The following is a 16,925-nucleotide window of genomic DNA, read 5'->3' as shown; positions in this document are numbered from 1 at the left end:
CGATGCCGGGCATGAAACTTGGACTGCAGCTCGGGTACTGGGGTGCCGCCATGCCGCCGGACGCGGCGGAGATGGTCGTCGCCGCGGACGAGGTCGGGTTCGACGCCGTGTTCACCGCGGAGTCGTGGGGGTCGGACGTGTTCACGCCGCTCGCCTGGTGGGGAGCGGCCACCTCGCGCGTCCGGCTCGGCACGGCGGTCGCGCAGTTGTCCGCGCGGGCACCGACCGCCGCGGCGATGGCGGCGCTCACCCTCGACCACCTGTCCGGTGGCCGGGCGATCCTCGGGCTCGGCGTGTCCGGGCCGCAGGTCGTCGAGGGCTGGTACGGCGCGCCGTTCGCGCGCCCGCTCGCGCGGACTCGCGAGTACGTCGCCATCGTCCGGCAGGTGCTCGCGCGGGAGGCCCCGGTCACCAGCGCCGGGCCGCACTACCCCCTCCCCTACACCGGGCCGGGCGCCGACGGGCTCGGCAAGCCGCTGCGGCCGATCACCCACCCGCTGCGCGCCGACCTCCCGATCTGGCTCGGCGCGGAAGGCCCCAAGAACGTCGCGCTGGCGGCGGAGATCGCGGACGGGTGGCTCGGGCTCTACTTCACCGCCACCCTCGCCGACCAGTACAACGCCTGGCTCGACGAGGGGTTCGCCCGCCCGGGCGCCCGCCGCTCGCGCGCGGACTTCGAGGTCGCCGCGAACGCCTCGGTCACCGTCACCGACGACCCGGCGGCCGAGTACGACAGGCACCGCCCGGTGATCGCGCTCTACGCGGGCGGAATGGGCGCCGCCGAGAAGAACTTCCACGCGGACCTGTTCCGCCGCATGGGATACGGCGAGGTCGTCGACGAGGTCGGGGCCAGGTTCCGCGAGGGCCGTCGGGCCGAGGCGGCCGCCGCCGTGCCGGACGAGCTGGTCGCCGAGACCGCGATCATCGGGAACGCCACGGAGGTCCGCCGCCGCGCCGCCGAGTGGGCCGACCGCGGCGTCACCATGCTGATGGTCGACGCGCGGGACGCCGCCCAGGTCCGCGCCGTTGCCTCGGCCCTGGGAACCGGCCAGGCACACTGGACCGCGTGATCGAGGAACCCGACATCAGGACGCTGTCCACCCGGGTCGTCTACGAGAACCCGTGGCTGCGCCTGCGCGAGGACGAGATCGAGCGCGGCGACGGGTCACGCGGGATCTACGCCGTGGTCGACAAACCGGACTTCGCGGTGATCGTTCCGATGGAGGACGACGGATTCCACCTGGTCGAGCAGTACCGGTACACCCTGGGCGGCCGCCGGTGGGAGTTCCCCCAGGGCGCCTTCCCGCAGGGCCGCACCGGCACGCCGGAGGAACTGGCCGCCGCGGAACTCGCCGAGGAGACCGGGTTCACGGCCGACCGACTGGAGCGGCTGGGGTACCTCAACTGCGCGCAGGGCTTCACCGGGCAGGGCTACCACGTCTTCCTCGCCACCGGCCTCACGCCGGGGCCGGCCCGCCGGGAGGTCGAGGAACAGGACATGCGGCAGCGCTGGTTCCCGCGCACCGAGGTGGAACGGATGCTGCGCGACGGGGAGATCACCGACGACTCCACGCTCGCCGCGTACCTGCTGCTGACCATGCGAAAGCCCTGAAGGTGACCCTCAGGACGCTGGGCGTCTCGAAGGTCACCTTCAGGGGCACTGGGACTACCCGGACTTGCGGCGGAAGGTGCGCTTGGCACTCACGGGGCCGTGCGCGTCCCGCACCTTCGACCTGGCGTCGGCGTGTTCCTCACCGCTCCGCGTCGCGGCCTGCTTGCGCTCGAGGGCCTCGCGGAATCGCTGCTTCACGTCGACCTGCTGCTCGGTCTGCTCGTCGGTGTCGGCGGGCTCCGGTTCATCAGGCATACCGTCAGCCTCGCACGGAACGTGCTCCCCAGTCGAGCCGAATAGGGTCGCTCGACGCGGTCAGCGGCTCGAACCTCAGCTCGGGTCCCTCCCGCCACCACACCGGATCCGGCGACCGCCAGCGCTGCGCGGTCAGCGTCCGCCGGAGCACCCGGAACGTCGCGGTGCGCGGCAGCCGAGCGGTCAGCCGGACGAACCGCGGCACCTCGGCCGGCTCCAGGTCCTCCTGCGCGGCAAGGAACTCGGCGAACGCGTCCGGGTCGAACACCGCCTCCGCGCGCAGCACGAGCGCCGCCATCAACTGCTCGCCGACGTCCGGCGCCGGCACCGTGTACACGGCCACCTCGCCGACGTCCGGGTGCCGGGACAGGATCCGCTCGAGCCGGACCGCACCGGGCCACTCGCCGGACCGGCCGACGAGGAAGCAGTAGCCGTCCTCGTCGCGGTAGGCCAGGTCGCCGCTCCAGAACACGCCGTCGCGCACCCGCTCGGCGTCGGCGTCCGCGTCGCGGTAGTAGCCGGCGAACGCGTCCGCGGTCGTGGTCAGCTCCCCGACGGCGTCCGGGTTCGCCACCCGGCCGCCGGCGTCGAGGACCGCGGGCGGGCACGGCTTCCCGGTCTCCGGGTCGAGCACCTCGGGCCCGCCCTCGAGCCGGCCGATCGAGCCGGGCGGGGTGCCGGGCGGGCGCGGGACGTCGATCGCGCCCTCGGTGGCGTGGTAGGTGTCGACGACCTCGCAGCCGAACCGCTCGGCGAACTCCGCCGCGTCCATGGCCGAGGCCCCGCTGCCGCACGCCACGCGCAGCGGGTTGTCCCGGTCGTCCTCGTCCGGCGGGGTGCTCAGGACGTACGCCAGGGGCCTGCCGACGTAGTGCGCGTAGGTGGCGCCGTGCCGGCGCACGTCGTCGACGAAACCGGACGCGGAGAACCGGCGGCGCAGCGCGACCGCGGCACCGGCGGCGAGGCCGACCGACCAGCCGGCCGTGACCGAGCTCGAGTGGAACATCGGCATCGACAGGTAAACGGTGTCGCCGGTGCCGACGTCGTGGCGGGACGCGATCGCCCGGCCCGCGCCGGCGACCGTCCCGTGGGTGTGGCACACGGGCTTCGGCTCGCCGCCGGTCCCCGAGGTGAAGGTCAGCACGAGCGGGTCGTCCGGCGACGCGGGCACCGGCTCGAGCGGGCTGTGCGTGTGCCGGTACATGGTGACGTGCCAGGCGGCGGAGTCGATGTCGAGCACCCGCGCGCCGAGGTCCAGGCCCTGCAGCAGCTCAACGTACCGGCTGTCGGTGATCACCACCTGGCAGTCGGCGCGGCGGACGTCGCGGACCAGCGCGTCCCCGCGGCGGGCGGTGTTCAGCCCGACGAGCACCGCGCCGGCGAACGCCGCGCCGCCGAGCAGCAGCGAGTACTCGGGCACGTTGTCCATCAGCACGCCGACGTGGAACGGCCCGGGCCGGCGCAGCCCGGCCAGCAGCGCGGCGCGGTTCGCGCTCTCCTGGACGTGGTCGGCCCACGTCCATCTGATGTCCTCGAAGAGCAGCCCTGGGTTCACATCCTCCGCGCGGGCGAGCAGCAGCTCGGTGACGGTGGGGAGCGGCTCCCCTGGCGCGGTCATGTGATCCTCCTCGGGTCAGCAGGGCGGCGCGGGCGCACGACGGCGCCGATGACGAACGCATCGCGTTTGGCGGCACCAAAATATCGACGGAGTGGGTACGCCACGTCAATACCCGTTCGGAACCGACCGACACGAATCGCATTGTGCGCTGGCACCAATTCGGCCGCGTGTAACAATCGACGAGCCCGTGTCGCAGCACGCACACCGCCCCGATCGGAAGGTGAAACTGCAGCCTGCGATTTGCACACGAGGCCGTCAACTGCGACGCTACGCCGCGGACCCCGGCTACCGGGTCGACAGCGGGGCTGAGCAGGGCACCTGGCGGTCCGTGCCCACCTCACCGGCCACGAGCGAGTCGGACTCACCGAAACTTTCGCCAGTGACGAGGAACACATCGGTCCGGGTCAAATGAAAATGCCACTGACCGATTCTGGGCGGCAACATCGCATTTGTTTCGTGCAGATGTCGGCGTGCAGATGCACATGCACCGATCGACGTGGGACACCCGGACGGCGGTGGACGATCACTCCGGCGGGAGGCACGATGAGCCGGTGGGAGTTGAACAGGGCGCGGCGTTCGACCAGATCGGCCGGCGCTACGACGAGTCGTTCGTCGAGCGGGACGCACAGCTCGCCGAGGGGGCGTGGCTGATCGGGCAGCTGGCCGAGCTCGGGCCGGCGCGGGTGCTCGACCTCGGGTGCGGCAGCGGGCTGCCGACGGCGAAGCAGTTGCTCGACGCCGGCATCGAGGTCGTCGGCGTGGACGAGTCGGCGGTGATGCTGGAGCTGGCCGAGGAGCAGGCACCCGGCGGCCGCTATCTGCACCGGGATCTGCGCGAGGTCGCCGACCTCGGCGAGTTCGACGCCGTGGTCGCGTTCTTCTCCCTGCTCATGCTGTCGAAGGCGGACATCCCGCCGCTGTTGCGCCAGCTGCGCGATCAGCTGCGCGGGGCGAGGCTGCTGCAGGTCGCCATGGTGCTCGGGGACTTCGACGAGTTCCCGATCAGCTTCCTCGGGGTGCCGACGCAGGTGTGCGCGTACCCACCGGACGAGCTGCGGCAGGTGCTCGCCGAGGCCGGCTTCGAGATCGTCGAGCTGCGCGAGGTGGCCGCGGAGGCCGAGCCGAACCGGATCGAGGTGCAGATCTTCGTGCGCGCGCGGGCGGTCTGAGTCAGATCCACTCGTTCGGGCGCAGGGCGGCGCGCAGCTTGACCAGCGCGCGGTGCTGGGTCACCCGGACCGCGGTGGGCGTGAGGCCGACGGCGGTCGCGGTCTCCTGCGCCGACAGGCCGACGATCAGCCGCAGCCGCAGGATCTCCCGTTGCCGCGGCGGCAGCGTGTCGAGCAGGTCGGAGAGGCGCTCGCGCAAATCGGCGGCCATGATCTGCTGCTCGGGGCTCGCCGACGTGTCCACGCCGTCCGGCACGTCGGCGGCGGGGTCGGACCGGTCCCGGCCGGCGCGGCGGTAGTGGTCGGCGACCTTGTGCGCGGCGATCCCGTAGACGAACGGCAGGAACGACTCCGGCTCGTCGCCGTAGCGGGACAGGGCGCCGTACACGGCGACGCAGATCTCCTGGGCCACGTCGTCCGCGGACGAGTACGCAGAACCGCTGCGACCGATCCGTGACCGACAGTAACGGTAGATGGCGGGCTGGATCCAGGTGAACAGGGTGGAGATGGCGTCCCGCTCGCCTGCCATGGAGGACACGACGAGCTCGTGGAACGCCGCGCTCTTCAGTCTCGCGAAGATTTCCGTGGCATCGGACGAGATGGCCTGCATGTGAGTGATCCTCGTAAATGAACCGTCAACTACACCAGGGTCCAAAGGCCCTAGCTTCGATAACACCGCCGCATCCACGCCCGGGAAGGCCCGCCTACGCTGCGGGAACCCGCTCGACGGTTGTCTCGGACAGCGTCCGCGCCAGAATGTGTCGCAGCGTGCTCGGCCGCTCACATTCCGGCTGTTCCCCGGCCGTCGATCGGCGCCGCCGCCGGGCGGGCGCGGGGACGCCCGGCGGCGGGGTGTTCGCCAGGCGAACGGAATTGCCGGCTAAATGTCCCCCGGTAGTTCCCGACCGGACCAACGGCACCCATAACGGATAGTGCCGGTCGTACCCTTATCCCGTGACCAGCCCGCCAGTGGAAGAACTGGCCGAAACGTTCGTCGAGCTCGTCGACAACCTCGTCGACGAGTTCGAACTCGCTGACGTCCTGAGCCTGTTGGCCGACCGGTGCGTGCGGCTGCTGGACGTGACCGCGGCCGGATCACTGCTGGTTGACCGCGGTGGCCGGCGGCAGGGGACGGGCGGGTCCGACGCGGAGTCATCACGGCTTTGCCTGCTCGAGGACGGACCTGGTCACGAGTGTTACCGGAGTGGCGAGCAGGTCCATTCGACCGATCTCGTAGCGGCCGCTCGATGGCCGGAGTTCAGTGCCCGAGCGGTGGCGGCCGGCTTCTTGTCCGTGCACGCGCTGCCGTTGCGTTCCCGCGGCGAGGCGCTCGGCGGGCTGCTGCTGCTCCGTTCGGAGCGCGGGATGTTGGACAAGGCCTCCCTGCGGGTCGCGCAGGCCCTGGCGGACGTCACCGCGACCGGCCTGGTGCAGGCGCGGTCCCTGCGCCGGCAGGCGGACCTGGCCGCGCAGCTCCAACACGCGCTGACCAGCCGGGTGGTCATCGAGCAGGCGAAGGGCGTCGTGGCCGAGCGGCTGCGGGTGGGCGTCGACGCCGCGTTCAACGCTCTGCGCCGCCACGCCCGGAGCACCAACACGAGGATGACCGACCTCGCCATGGCCGTCGTCAACGGCGACTTCGAGATCGACCGCCTCCGCTGGCGCTGACCCCGCTACGTCCGGGGGCGGAGCCGCGCGATCGAGTCGCGCATGTGGGACTCGATCAGGTTCAGCAGGAGGTCCTCGTCACCGTCGGCGATCGCGTCGACCAGGACGCGGTGCTCGGTGACCAGGTCGGCCGACTCCGGGTAGTGCTCCTGCAGGGCGGCCAGGCACATCCTGGTCTCCACCAGCAGGGTCTGGGCCATCCGCTCCAACCGCGAGTTGCCCGAGCAGGTCACCAGCGCCAGGTGGAACGCCTGGTCGGCGTCGCTCATCGCGTTGCGGTCGCCCGACTCGGCCGCGGTCATCAGCACCGTCAGCGCCTCGGTCAGATGGGTCACCGCCTCGCCGCGGTTGCCGTGCATGATCAGCTCGCAGGCCATCCGCTCGATCGCCAACCGCGCGAGGTAGATGTCCCGCACGTCCTTCTCGTCCAGGTCGATCACGAACAGACCCCGGTGCCGCTCGCCACGCAGCAGTCCCTCCTGCACCAGCCGCTGCATCGCCTCGCGCAGCGGACCCCGGCTCACCTCGAAGCGTGCCGCCAGCTCGGCCTCACCCAGCTGGGTGCCCGGGGCGAACACGCCGTACATGATCGCCGACCGCAACTGGTCGGCGATCAGCTCCGCGGTGGACTGCCTGGCAACCGGTTCCAACTCGCCGAGCTCACTCATCCCCAGAACCTCCATTCACGCGAACAAGGCACCCAGCCCCGGTCGCGTCGCCATGTCCCCGACCAGGCGCAGGCCCTCCCACACGCTCACCTGGTTCGCGGTCAGTACCGGCTTTTTCAGCCGCTCTTCCAGTTCCGGCAGCCACGCCACGGTGTGCAGCGCCGTGTCGGGCACCAGCACCGCCTCCGCGTCGGCGTGGTCGTTGGCCGCCACGAAGTCCAGCACCTCGTCCCGGCCCAGCGTTCCCACCTCGGCCGCGGTGACGATTCCCTTGCAGGACAACGAGACCACCTCGATGTCCGCCCCGGCGAGGAACGCGGCGAACGCGTCGGCCACGTCCTGCGGGTAGGTCGCCGCCACCGCCACCCGGCGCAGGCCGAGGTGCTTCACCGCGTTGACGAAGGCGAACGACGTACTCGAGGCCGGCACACCAGCCTCGGTGCGCACGCCGTCGACCTGAGCCGTCGCGCCGTCCCAACCGAAGACGAAGCTGCCGCTCGTGCACGCCCACACGGCGGCGTCCACGCCGATGGCCTTCAGCGCCCTGGCACCCTCACCGAGCACGTCGTCGCCGCCGATGTCGAGCAGGGCGTCGACCCGGTGGGCGTCCTCGCGCATGAGCGTGTGCACCACCGGCAGGCGCGCGGCGGCGCCGGACTCGGCGAGCAGGCGCTCCATGGTCGGGTACTCGTCTTCCGCGCTGTAGCCCGGGTACAGGAAACCAACGGTGTGACTCATCAGTGGCTCAATCCTAGCGTCAGGCGGCGTGCGTTTGCGTGGTCTCGGCCAGCCACTGGCCGGTCGCCATCATCGGCGAGCCGATCGCCGACAGCGCCGACCACATCATCACCTGGTTGGCGGTCAGCACCGGCTTGTTCAGCCAGCGCTCCAGCGGGCCGATGATGTCGTAGGTCGGCACGTTCGTACAGCTGATGAACAGGCCGTCGGCCTCCGCGACGTCGGCGGCGGTCACGGCCTGCACGATCTCCGCGTAGCCCACCTTCCAGATGTGGCCGAGCAACCCGAGGCCGACGCTGGACACCACCTCGATCCGGTGCTCGTCGAGGAAGGTCAGCAGGCGTTCGGTGACGCTGTCGATGTACGGCGTCACCACCGCGATCCGTCTCAGCCCCAGCGCGCGCAGCGCGGTGATCAGCCCGCCGGAGGTCGTGGTCGCGACCGGCGCGCCCGCCGACAGCATGCTCGCCGTCAGCGCCTGCTCCCCGGCGGCGCCGTCGATGAAGCTGCCCGACGCGCAGGCGTACGTCACGACCAGGGGTTCCGGCGCGAGCACGTCGGCCGTGGCGCGACGCACCCGGTCCGGGTCGCTCAGCTCGGTGGCCATCTCGATGGTGACCGGGACCGGGACGAACGGGAGCCTGGTCAGGTAGAGCGAGATGTCGTCCGGGGCCCACCGCCACAGCTCGCGGTCGAGCGCGAAGTCGAACGGCGCGACGACGCCGACGCCGCGCTGGGTGACCAACTCCGGGCCGATGATCTCCACGGCCCTGTCTCCTGTGATCGACATGCCGCCCGCCCCATCAGCCGTCGTGCCGTTGGTACACCAGCCGTTCACCGACGCTGCCGGATCGCCAGACGTCGTTGCACGCCTCCGCCATGGCCGGCAGGCCTTCCACGATGGTGGCGTAGACGTTGCCGGGCACCCACCCGACATCGCCGTTGAGCAGGATGTTGTTACGCCCGTAGAAGATGGCCAGATCGATGACGCCGGGCAGCGTTTCGAGCCCCTTCTCCTCCTTGAAGGCGCGATCGAGCATGCCGCCGTGGAAGTCGAAGAACACCACGTCGCCGGGAATGGGGGTGACGGTCGGGTTCTCCTGGCCGATTGGTTCGTCGATGAACCGCTCGACCATCGTGTACACCTCGTTGCGGGCGTACTTGGCATGGTGGACCGGGCCGGCGTGCGGCAGCGCGTTCCACACCGCGTCACACGTGCGCGGCGCGTCCTTCTCCAGCAGCTGGGCGACACAGGAGACGCCGCGGCGCTCCAGCGTGATCGTCATCAACCTTGACATCAGCAACCCCATCGATCACAGCAGCACCTGTAGTTCACACATGAGGCCTGGGCCTCGGGTCTAGCTCTCCCGCGGGCTGCAGCGACCGCGCCGATTGTTGACAATCATACGAGCGGCTCTTAGCGTGTCAATCCCTTGCAGCCCCCTCCTGTCCATGTACCCGTTGAGGGGAGCATCTACCCATGAGCCAGACACGTTCCGCGACCGTCGTGGTCCTGCACGCGCACTCCGGCGACACCGGCAAACCACCCGGTACCGAGGCCCTGGAGGAGCTGGCCGAGGTCCGCTACGTCACCGAGGAAGGCCTCGCCGACGCGCTCCCCGGCGCCGACGTGCTCCTGGCCTGGGACTTTCGCTCGCACGCGCTCGCCGAGGCGCTGCCGACCGCGACCGAGTTGCGCTGGGTGCACGCGGCCAGCGCCGGGGTGAACCACCTCTTGTCCGATCGGGTGAAGTCCAGCGAGTTGGTCGTCACGAACTCACGCGGTGTGTTCGACGAGCCGATGGCCGAGTACGTGCTGGCGCTCGTGCTGGCGTTCGCGAAGGACCTCCCCACCACGCTTCGACTCCAGCACGAGCGGCGCTGGCGGCACCGCGAGACTGAAGGACTGGGCGGGCGCCGAGCACTGGTCGCCGGCACCGGCCCGATCGGCCGGGCGATCGGGCGCAAGCTGGCCGCGGTCGGCATGACCGTCACCGGCATCGGCCGGACCCCGCGCGACGAGGATCCCGATCTTGGCAGGGTGCTGCCAATGGACCGGCTGCCGGACGCGCTGTCGTCAGCCGACTGGGTGGTGCTGGCGGCCCCGCTGACCGAGGACACCCGGGGCATGATCGACACCGCCGCGCTGGACGCGATGAAGCCGACCGCGCGGTTGATCAACGTGGGCCGGGGCCCGCTGGTCGCGCAGGACGACCTGGTCGTGGCCCTGCGCGCCGGGGACATCGCCGGCGCCGCGCTCGACGTGTTCGCCGACGAGCCGCTGCCGGACGACTCCCCGCTGTGGACGATGCCGAACGTGATCGTCTCGCCGCACATGTCCGGGGACGTGGTGGGCTGGCGGGCGGAACTGGTAGCACTGTTCCTCGACAACCTCACCAGGTATCTGGACGGCCGCCCGCTGCGCAACGTGGTGGACAAGCAGCGCGGCTACGTCCGGGAAGGAGCACGATGACCTCGATCGCGGAGCTTTCGGCGACGGAGATGCTGGCGGAGTACCGCGCCGGTCGCCTGTCCCCGGTCGAGGTCGCGCGGGACGCCCTGGACCGCATCGAGGCGGTCGACGGCGCGATCAACGCCTACTGCCACCTCGACCGGGAGCGCACGCTGGCCGACGCGGCCGCGGCCGAGGCGCGGTACCGGGACGGCGAGGCACACGGCCTGCTCGACGGTGTTCCGGTGTCCATCAAGGACATCCTGCTCAGCCGGGGCTGGCCGACGCTGCGTGGCTCCCGCACGGTCGACCCGAACCAGGCCTGGGACGTCGACGCGCCGGCGGTGGCCCGGCTGCGCGAGCACAACGCCGTACTGGTCGGCAAGACCACCACGCCCGAGCTGGGCTGGAAGGGCGTGACCGACAGCCCGCTGACCGGCGTGACCAGGAACCCGTGGGACACCACGAAGACCGCGGGCGGGTCGAGCGGCGGCGCGTCGGCCGCGGTGGCCGCCGGCACCAGCCCGATCTCGATCGGCACCGACGGCGGCGGCTCGGTGCGCATCCCGGCGTCGTTCAGCGGCGTGTTCGGCATCAAGCCGACCTACGGCCTGGTGCCGCTCTTCCCGGCGAGCCCCTACGGCACGCTCGCGCACGTCGGCCCGCTGTCCTGGACCGTCGAGGACTCGGCGATCGCGCTCGACGTGCTGTCCGGCGCGGACTCCCGCGACTGGACGGCCGGGCCGCGCCCGGAGCGCCAGATGACCTCGACCCTGGAGGCCGGGATCGCCGGCATGCGGGTCGCGTTCAGCCCGACGCTCGGCTTCGCGTCGGTGGACCAGGAGGTGGCGACGATCGTCGCTGCGGCGGCGAAGTCGTTCGCCGACCTCGGGGCGCGGGTGGAGCTGGTGGACCCGCCGATCCCCGACCCGGTGGAGGCGTTCCACGTGCTGTGGTTCGCCGGCGCGGCGGCGTCGATCACGGCGCTGTCGCCGGAGCAGCGGGCGCGGCTCGATCCCGGCCTGCTCGAGGTGTGTGAGGAGGGCGCGACCCGGTCGGCGCTGGACTACGTTGCCGCGACGGCGGTGCGCGCGGAGGTCGGCCGGATCATGGGCGAGTTCCACGAGCACTTCGACCTGCTGCTCACCCCGACGATGCCGATCGCCGCGTTCGACGCCGGCGTGGAGGTGCCGAGCGGGTCGGAGTCGCACCGGTGGACCGGCTGGACGCCGTTCACGTACCCGTTCAACATGACCCAGCAGCCGGCGGCGAGCGTGCCGTGCGGGTTCACCGCGTCCGGGCTGCCGGTCGGCCTGCAGGTCGTGGGGCCCAAGCACGCCGACGCGCGGGTGCTGACCGCGTGCCGCGCCTTCGAGCAGGCGCACCCCTGGCAGGACCGGCGACCCGCCCTGGGGTGACCTCGACGCCGACCTACTCTAGAGTAGCCAACGTTCACTACTCAGGAGTAGGTTGGGGTGATCGTCGGTGTCGGGTCTCGGTGCCGTGATGGGCGTGCTCAACCGGGTCGCCGGGTCGAAGCTGGTGGCGCGACTCGGCGTGAAGGCGCCGGTCGACCGCGCCCTCTACCACGCGACCAGGACCGGTTTCACCGCCGCGAACCGCACGTTCGCGGCGACGAAGAAGCTGACGAAGCCGTCCAGGCTGCCGTCGGCTGGTGACTCGGGCGTGTTCGACCTGACCCCGACCGAGGAACAGCGGATGATCGCGGAGACCGTCCGCGAGTTCGCCGCCGAGCAGGTGCGCCCGGCCGCGGCGGCGGCCGACGACAAGTGCACGCCGCCGCCGGACCTGCTGCGCACGGCGGCGTCGCTGGGGATCACCCTCGTCGGCGTGCCGGAGTCGTTGGACGGCGTGGCCACCGAGCGCTCGACGGTGACGAACGTGCTGGTCGCCGAGGCCCTGGCACACGGCGACCTGGGGTTGGCGGTGGCCTGCCTGGCCCCGGCCGCGGTGTCGAACGCGCTGGTGCTGTGGGGGAACGAGACCCAGCAGGCGACGTACCTGCCGGCGTTCACCGGCGACGACGTGCCGGCGGCGGCGCTCGCGATCGCCGAGCCGATGCCACTGTTCGACCCGATGTCGTTGCGCACCAAGGCGTACCGCACCCCCGGCGGCTTCACCCTGACCGGTGAGAAGTCCCTGGTGCCGCTGGCGTCGTCGGCGGAGCTGTTCGTGGTCGCGGCCGACCTCGAGGGACGCGGGCCCGCGCTGTTCGTCATCGAGTCGTCGACCGCCGGGTTGTCGGTCGATCCGGAACCGGCGATGGGCCTGCGCGCCGCCGCCACCGGCCGGCTGGCGCTCTCCCGGGTGTCGGTGCCCGAGTCGGCGCTGCTCGGCTCCACCGAGTCCTATGTGGACTGCGTTCGGCTGTCCCGCCTGGCGTGGTGCGCGCTGGCCGTCGGCACCGGCGCGGCGGTACTCGAGTACGTGACCGGCTACGTCAACGACCGGGTGGCGTTCGGCGAACCGGTGTCGCACCGGCAGGGCGTGGCGTTCAAGGTGGCCGACATCGGCACGGAGCTGGACGGCATGCGCCTGCTGACCTACCGGGCGGCGTCCCGGGCGGAGCAGGGCAAACCGTACGCCCGAGAGGTGGCGCTGGCCAGGAAACTGTGCGCCGCCAAGGGAATGGCGATCGGCAGCGACGGCGTGCAGCTGTTGGGTGGGCACGGTTTCGTCAAGGAGCACCCGGTGGAGCGGTGGTACCGGGACCTGCGGGCGATCGGACTGATGGAAGGCGCGGTGCTGGTGTGATCAACCTCGAGGTCCCCCGGAAGATGACGACCCTGGTCGACCAGGCCAGGCAGGCGGCGATGGCGTTCCTCCGCCCGAACTCCCGCAAGTACGACCAGGCCGAACACACGTATCCCGAGGAGTTGGACACCCTCGCCGCGCTCCTCGACGGCCTGAGCGCGTCCGGCGGCGGCGCCGGAGCCGGCGGCGTCCGCCGCTCCTCCCGCGGTTCCAAGTCCGGTGTGGTCAACGGCGCCAACCTGTCCCTGACCCTTGGCACGATGGAGATGTGCTGGGGCGACGCCGGCCTGCTGCTGGCGATGCCCCGCCAGGGCCTGGGCAACGCCGCCATCGCCTCGGTCGGCGACGACGACCAGGTGGCCCGCTACAAGGGCAAATGGGCGGCCATGGCGATCACCGAGCCGGACACCGGTTCCGACTCGGGCGCCATCCGCACCACCGCGACCCGCGACGGCGACCACTACGTACTGAACGGCGAGAAGATCTTCGTGACGTCCGGTGAACGCGCGGACTGCGTTGTGGTGTGGGCGACCCTGGACCGCGCACAAGGCAAGGCCGCCATCAAGTCCTTCGTGGTCGACCGCGACACACCCGGTTTCGAGCTGGTGCGCCTGGAGCACAAACTCGGCATCCGAGCGTCCGACACCGCGCACTTCCGCCTGGACAACGTCCGCGTCCCCGCGTCGAACCTCTTGGGCAGCCCCGAGATCAAGCCCGACCAGGGCTTCGCCGGCGTGATGCAGACCTTCGACAACACCAGGCCACTGGTGGCCGCGATGGCCTGCGGCATCGCCCGCGCGGCGCTGGAGGAAACCCGCCGCCTACTGACCGAAGCCGGCGTGGAGATCGACTACGACCGCCCCGCGACCACGCAACCCGCCGCCGCCGCGACGTTCCTGGAACTGGAAGCCGACTACGAGGCCTCGTACCTGCTGACCCTCCAGGCCGCGTGGATGGCCGACAACGGCAAACCCAACTCGCTACAGGCCTCCTACGCCAAGGCCAAATCCGGCCGAAGCGCCACGGACATCACCCTGCGCTGCGTAGAACTCTGCGGCACCATCGGCTACGGCGAACACGAACTCCTGGAAAAGTGGTCCCGCGACGCGAAGATCATGGACATCTTCGAAGGGACACAACAGATCCAGCAACTCATCATCGCCCGCCGACTGTTGGGGAAGACCAGCGCAGAGCTGAAGTGACCGACCCCGGCCGCCGAGCCCACAGCGGGCTTCGGCAGCCGGGGTCGTTCGCGGTTGGTCAGGTGCAGCGGTGGAGGGTGGCGTTGGTGGTCGGGTCGGCTGGGGCTTCCTGGGTCCCGGGTGGGAGGTAGGTGGAGGGGGACACCTCCTGGCAGGTGGTCGTGACCCAGTCACGGATGGCGGCGGTTTCGTCGCTGGACCTGTTGCCCAGCCAGCCGGTCTCGCCGGTGAGGAGGAAGAAGCGGGCCTCGCCGGTGTCCACCAGGCGCTGGGCCTCGGCCAGGGTCGGGAAGGGGGACGCGCCCTGGAAGCCGGCCATCGCCAGGGGGCTCGTGCCGGTGGCGACGATGTAGCGGCTGGCCACCACCCAGGAGTCGGTGACGAACGGGTACCTGGCGTCTTCGTTGTTCGTCTCGACGTGGTCCAGGATGTGGCGTTGCCGGTCGGTCAGGGTCGCGGGGACCTCGGTGATCGCGGCGACGGCGCCCGGGTCGGCGCGGTCGCCCATCATGTCGTTGAGCATCTGGTTCAGGCGCGGGCCGATCGGGCCCGCCTCGGCGTCGAACGAGCTGCCGCCGTACCTGTGGTCCAGCACCGACGCCGACCACGCGGCCGGGGCGAGCAGGGCCGCGGCCAGACCGGCCGCCATCGCGCCCTGCTGGACCCTCGGCGAGCTGCGGACGACCAATGCCAGCACCGAACCCACAGTCAGCACGGCGATCGACGGAGCCAGCCACGGCATGAAGTCCGCCGCGTCGGCCAGAACGGCGGCGAACGCGCCCTGGACCGCCACGACCACCGGCAGCACCCACCTGCTCCCCCGCCGCCGCTCGCGGTACGCCCGCCACATGATCGCGGCGCCGCCAGCCGACAGGGCCGCGACCGCGGGGATGAACGTCGCCAGGTACGCGGTGTGCAGGATCTCGATCACCGAGTACACCGCGATGTTGATCGCCAGCCAGGCCGACCACATCGCGAAGCCGCCGTTGGCCACGCGGTCCTGCCTGCGCCATCGGGCCAGGCCGTAGGCCAGGCCGGCCAGGGTCAGCGGGAGCATCCAGGCGATCTGGGTCAGGTAACGCAGCAGGTACAGCTGGCCGATCTCGGGCGGCATCCCACCGCCACCGCCCTCGTCGCCACCCTCGTCGCCGCCGGTGTCGTTGTCGGACAGCACCACCGTGCCCGGGAGGTGGATACCGAACCGCTCCACGCCGTTGTAGCCGACGACCATCGTCCAGACGTTGTCGTTCGTGGTGCCGTCCGCGTACGGGCGGCTGTCGGCCGGGGCCAGCGACATCGCGGCGGTCCAGGAGAACGAGACCACCAGGGTCACGCCCAGCGCGGCCGCCAGGTGGCCGAAGCGTCGCAACACCGGCCCACGGGCGGCGATCAGGTAGGCGATCCCCAAGGCCGGCAGCACCATCCACGCCTGCATCATCTTCGCCTGGAAGCCCAGCCCGATCCACACACCGGCCAGCAGCAGCCAGCGCATCCGTCCGGTGTGGACAGCGCGCTGGCACGCGTCGGCGGCCAGCACCAGGCAGACCGTGAGCGCGCCGTCCACCATCGGGTGGCCGAACATCGACACCAGCAGCGGGGTGGCCGCGAAGATCGCCGCCGCGAGCAGGCCCGCCCTCGGGCCCATCCACAGCCGCACCACCCGGTACATCACCAGCACCGAGATCGCGCCGTAGATCACCTGCGGCAGCGCCATCGCCCACGGGTACGGGCCGAACAGCCACACCGCCACCGCCTGCGGGATGAAGCCGCCGGGCAGCTTGTCCATCATGATCGTGGCGTTCGGGTCGAAGGCGCCGAAGAAGAACGCCTCCCAGCTGCCCGCCATCGACAGCACACCCGACGAGTAGTACGGCGCGAACCCGTTCGCCGGCAGCGACCACGCGTACAGCAGGACCGCGACGGCGGTGACCGCGAGCAGCGCCGGCCTGGCCCACGCCGGCTGGTCCGCCGGCGAGACCCAGAACCGCCACCGCGAGCGCCGCGGCTCCGGCTCTGGGGACGCGTCCTTTTTGTCCCTTTCCAGGACAGACTTGACAGCCATGTGATGACAACTCCTGCGTGCGAAGAGAAGACGTGGTCAGGCGGCGGGTTGGGCGGGCGGCTCGACGCCGACGCGGCGCGGTGCGCGGATCGGCACCGCGTCCCTCGGCAGGCCGGCGTCGTCCCGCAGCGCCGCGACCTTCAGCCCGATGGCGCGGCGGGCGATCTGCCAGGTGGTCCGGACGAGCCGGACCTTCGTCTCGCCGTGCCGTCTGCGGTCGAACTCGATGTCGTGCCCGACGATCTGGTGCCCGGTGGCCTTCGCCGACATCAGGATGTCGAGGTCGATCGCCCACCCGGACGGCCGCACGTGGATCCGGTCCAGCACCTCGCGGCGGATCACCTTCAGCCCGGACTGCACGTCGACGTCCAGCGCGTACAGGGCCTGGACGAACCCGTAGGAAGCCCGGCTGACCACCCTGCGCAGGGCACCGGTGTGGTGGCGCACCCGGTTGGCCACCACCACGTCGGCGCCGGCACGGATCTTGGCCACCATCTCCGGGATCGCCTCTGGCGGGTACTGCAGGTCGGCGTCGATCATGCAGACGATCGGGCCGAGGCCGCGGGCGAACCCGTCCAGCAGCGCGTACCCCTTGCCGGACACGGCGTTGCGTCGGACGACCACGATCACCGGGTGGTGGCGGCCGAGCTCGGCCGCCCCCCCCCCCGGGCGGGCGGGGGCCGGGTGGGCGACGGTAACCCCCGCG

17 protein-coding genes are annotated in these 16,925 nt (G+C 71.3%); 8 read left to right on the top strand and 9 right to left on the bottom strand.

The window, feature by feature from the left end:
- Window positions 1–11: 11 nt before the first annotated feature.
- Together JT362_RS25040 and JT362_RS25035 are read left to right on the top strand one after the other, a co-directional pair.
- Window positions 12–1,070 carry an LLM class F420-dependent oxidoreductase gene (locus JT362_RS25040; protein ID WP_260194173.1) on the top strand — a complete coding sequence of 353 codons (1,059 nt, stop codon included), beginning with the start codon at window positions 12–14 and terminating at the stop codon, window positions 1,068–1,070.
- Complete coding sequence (locus tag JT362_RS25035; protein ID WP_260194172.1) at window positions 1,067–1,612, top strand: NUDIX domain-containing protein; 546 nt, start codon at window positions 1,067–1,069, stop codon at window positions 1,610–1,612. Before JT362_RS25040 ends, JT362_RS25035 begins: the two co-directional genes overlap by 4 nt.
- A 54-nt stretch (window positions 1,613–1,666) precedes the next feature.
- Here the strand turns inward: JT362_RS25035 and JT362_RS25030 are convergent, their stop codons facing one another.
- Entirely contained in the window at window positions 1,667–1,867 is a 201-nt protein-coding gene (locus JT362_RS25030; RefSeq protein WP_260194171.1) for a DUF5302 domain-containing protein, read from the bottom strand.
- 4 nt (window positions 1,868–1,871) lie between these two features.
- Complete coding sequence (locus tag JT362_RS25025; protein WP_260194170.1) at window positions 1,872–3,485, bottom strand: AMP-binding protein; 1,614 nt, start codon at window positions 3,483–3,485, stop codon at window positions 1,872–1,874.
- A 551-nt stretch (window positions 3,486–4,036) separates the two neighbouring features.
- Here JT362_RS25025 and JT362_RS25020 point away from each other — a divergent pair.
- Window positions 4,037–4,654: a class I SAM-dependent DNA methyltransferase gene (locus JT362_RS25020; RefSeq protein ID WP_260194169.1), complete on the top strand. Its 618-nt coding sequence runs from the start codon at window positions 4,037–4,039 to the stop codon at window positions 4,652–4,654.
- Window position 4,655: 1 nt separating this feature from the next.
- Here the strand turns inward: JT362_RS25020 and shbA are convergent, their stop codons facing one another.
- Complete coding sequence (gene shbA, locus JT362_RS25015; RefSeq protein WP_260194168.1) at window positions 4,656–5,264, bottom strand: RNA polymerase sigma factor ShbA; 609 nt, start codon at window positions 5,262–5,264, stop codon at window positions 4,656–4,658.
- A 344-nt stretch (window positions 5,265–5,608) separates the two neighbouring features.
- Between shbA and JT362_RS25010 the strand changes: the two genes are divergently transcribed.
- On the top strand, window positions 5,609–6,322 hold the full coding sequence (locus JT362_RS25010; RefSeq protein ID WP_260194167.1) for an ANTAR domain-containing protein: 714 nt from the start codon (window positions 5,609–5,611) through the stop codon (window positions 6,320–6,322).
- A 5-nt stretch (window positions 6,323–6,327) separates the two neighbouring features.
- Here JT362_RS25010 and JT362_RS25005 read toward each other — a convergent pair whose 3' ends face one another.
- The 4 genes from JT362_RS25005 to JT362_RS24990 are packed head-to-tail and all read right to left on the bottom strand — an operon-like array spanning window position 6,328 to window position 9,026.
- The gene (locus tag JT362_RS25005; protein WP_260194166.1) at window positions 6,328–6,990 is read right to left on the bottom strand and encodes a GntR family transcriptional regulator; all 663 of its coding nucleotides are present in this window, start codon (window positions 6,988–6,990) and stop codon (window positions 6,328–6,330) included.
- 15 nt (window positions 6,991–7,005) lie between these two features.
- Window positions 7,006–7,728 (bottom strand): maleate cis-trans isomerase family protein, encoded by a 723-nt coding sequence (locus JT362_RS25000; protein WP_260194165.1) that lies wholly within the window; start codon window positions 7,726–7,728, stop codon window positions 7,006–7,008.
- Window positions 7,729–7,747: 19 nt separating this feature from the next.
- On the bottom strand, window positions 7,748–8,518 hold the full coding sequence (locus tag JT362_RS24995; protein ID WP_260194164.1) for a maleate cis-trans isomerase family protein: 771 nt from the start codon (window positions 8,516–8,518) through the stop codon (window positions 7,748–7,750).
- A gap of 13 nt (window positions 8,519–8,531) precedes the next feature.
- Entirely contained in the window at window positions 8,532–9,026 is a 495-nt protein-coding gene (locus JT362_RS24990; RefSeq protein ID WP_260194163.1) for a DUF3830 family protein, read from the bottom strand.
- A 182-nt stretch (window positions 9,027–9,208) separates the two neighbouring features.
- Between JT362_RS24990 and JT362_RS24985 the strand changes: the two genes are divergently transcribed.
- The 4 genes from JT362_RS24985 (at window position 9,209) to JT362_RS24970 (ending at window position 14,157) form a co-directional block, all read left to right on the top strand.
- Window positions 9,209–10,201, top strand: coding sequence for a D-2-hydroxyacid dehydrogenase (locus JT362_RS24985; protein ID WP_260194162.1), 993 nt, complete (start codon window positions 9,209–9,211; stop codon window positions 10,199–10,201).
- Window positions 10,198–11,598, top strand: a complete 1,401-nt coding sequence (locus JT362_RS24980; RefSeq protein WP_260194160.1) for an amidase — start codon at window positions 10,198–10,200, stop codon at window positions 11,596–11,598. Before JT362_RS24985 ends, JT362_RS24980 begins: the two co-directional genes overlap by 4 nt.
- A gap of 88 nt (window positions 11,599–11,686) precedes the next feature.
- Window positions 11,687–12,955, top strand: coding sequence for an acyl-CoA dehydrogenase family protein (locus JT362_RS24975; RefSeq protein WP_260194234.1), 1,269 nt, complete (start codon window positions 11,687–11,689; stop codon window positions 12,953–12,955).
- Complete coding sequence (locus tag JT362_RS24970; protein WP_260194158.1) at window positions 12,952–14,157, top strand: acyl-CoA dehydrogenase family protein; 1,206 nt, start codon at window positions 12,952–12,954, stop codon at window positions 14,155–14,157. Before JT362_RS24975 ends, JT362_RS24970 begins: the two co-directional genes overlap by 4 nt.
- A gap of 58 nt (window positions 14,158–14,215) precedes the next feature.
- Here the strand turns inward: JT362_RS24970 and JT362_RS24965 are convergent, their stop codons facing one another.
- Complete coding sequence (locus JT362_RS24965) at window positions 14,216–16,219, bottom strand: ArnT family glycosyltransferase (RefSeq protein WP_311202753.1); 2,004 nt, start codon at window positions 16,217–16,219, stop codon at window positions 14,216–14,218.
- Window positions 16,220–16,255: 36 nt separating this feature from the next.
- The coding region (locus JT362_RS24960; RefSeq protein ID WP_260194157.1) for a glycosyltransferase family 2 protein at window positions 16,256–16,925 on the bottom strand (670 nt) is incomplete at its 5' end.

Origin of the sequence: Actinophytocola gossypii, from assembly GCF_025165815.1 — a bacterium.
Taxonomy (GTDB): Bacteria; Actinomycetota; Actinomycetes; order Mycobacteriales; family Pseudonocardiaceae; genus Actinophytocola; species Actinophytocola gossypii.
This window is presented reverse-complemented; position numbering and strand designations above follow the sequence as displayed.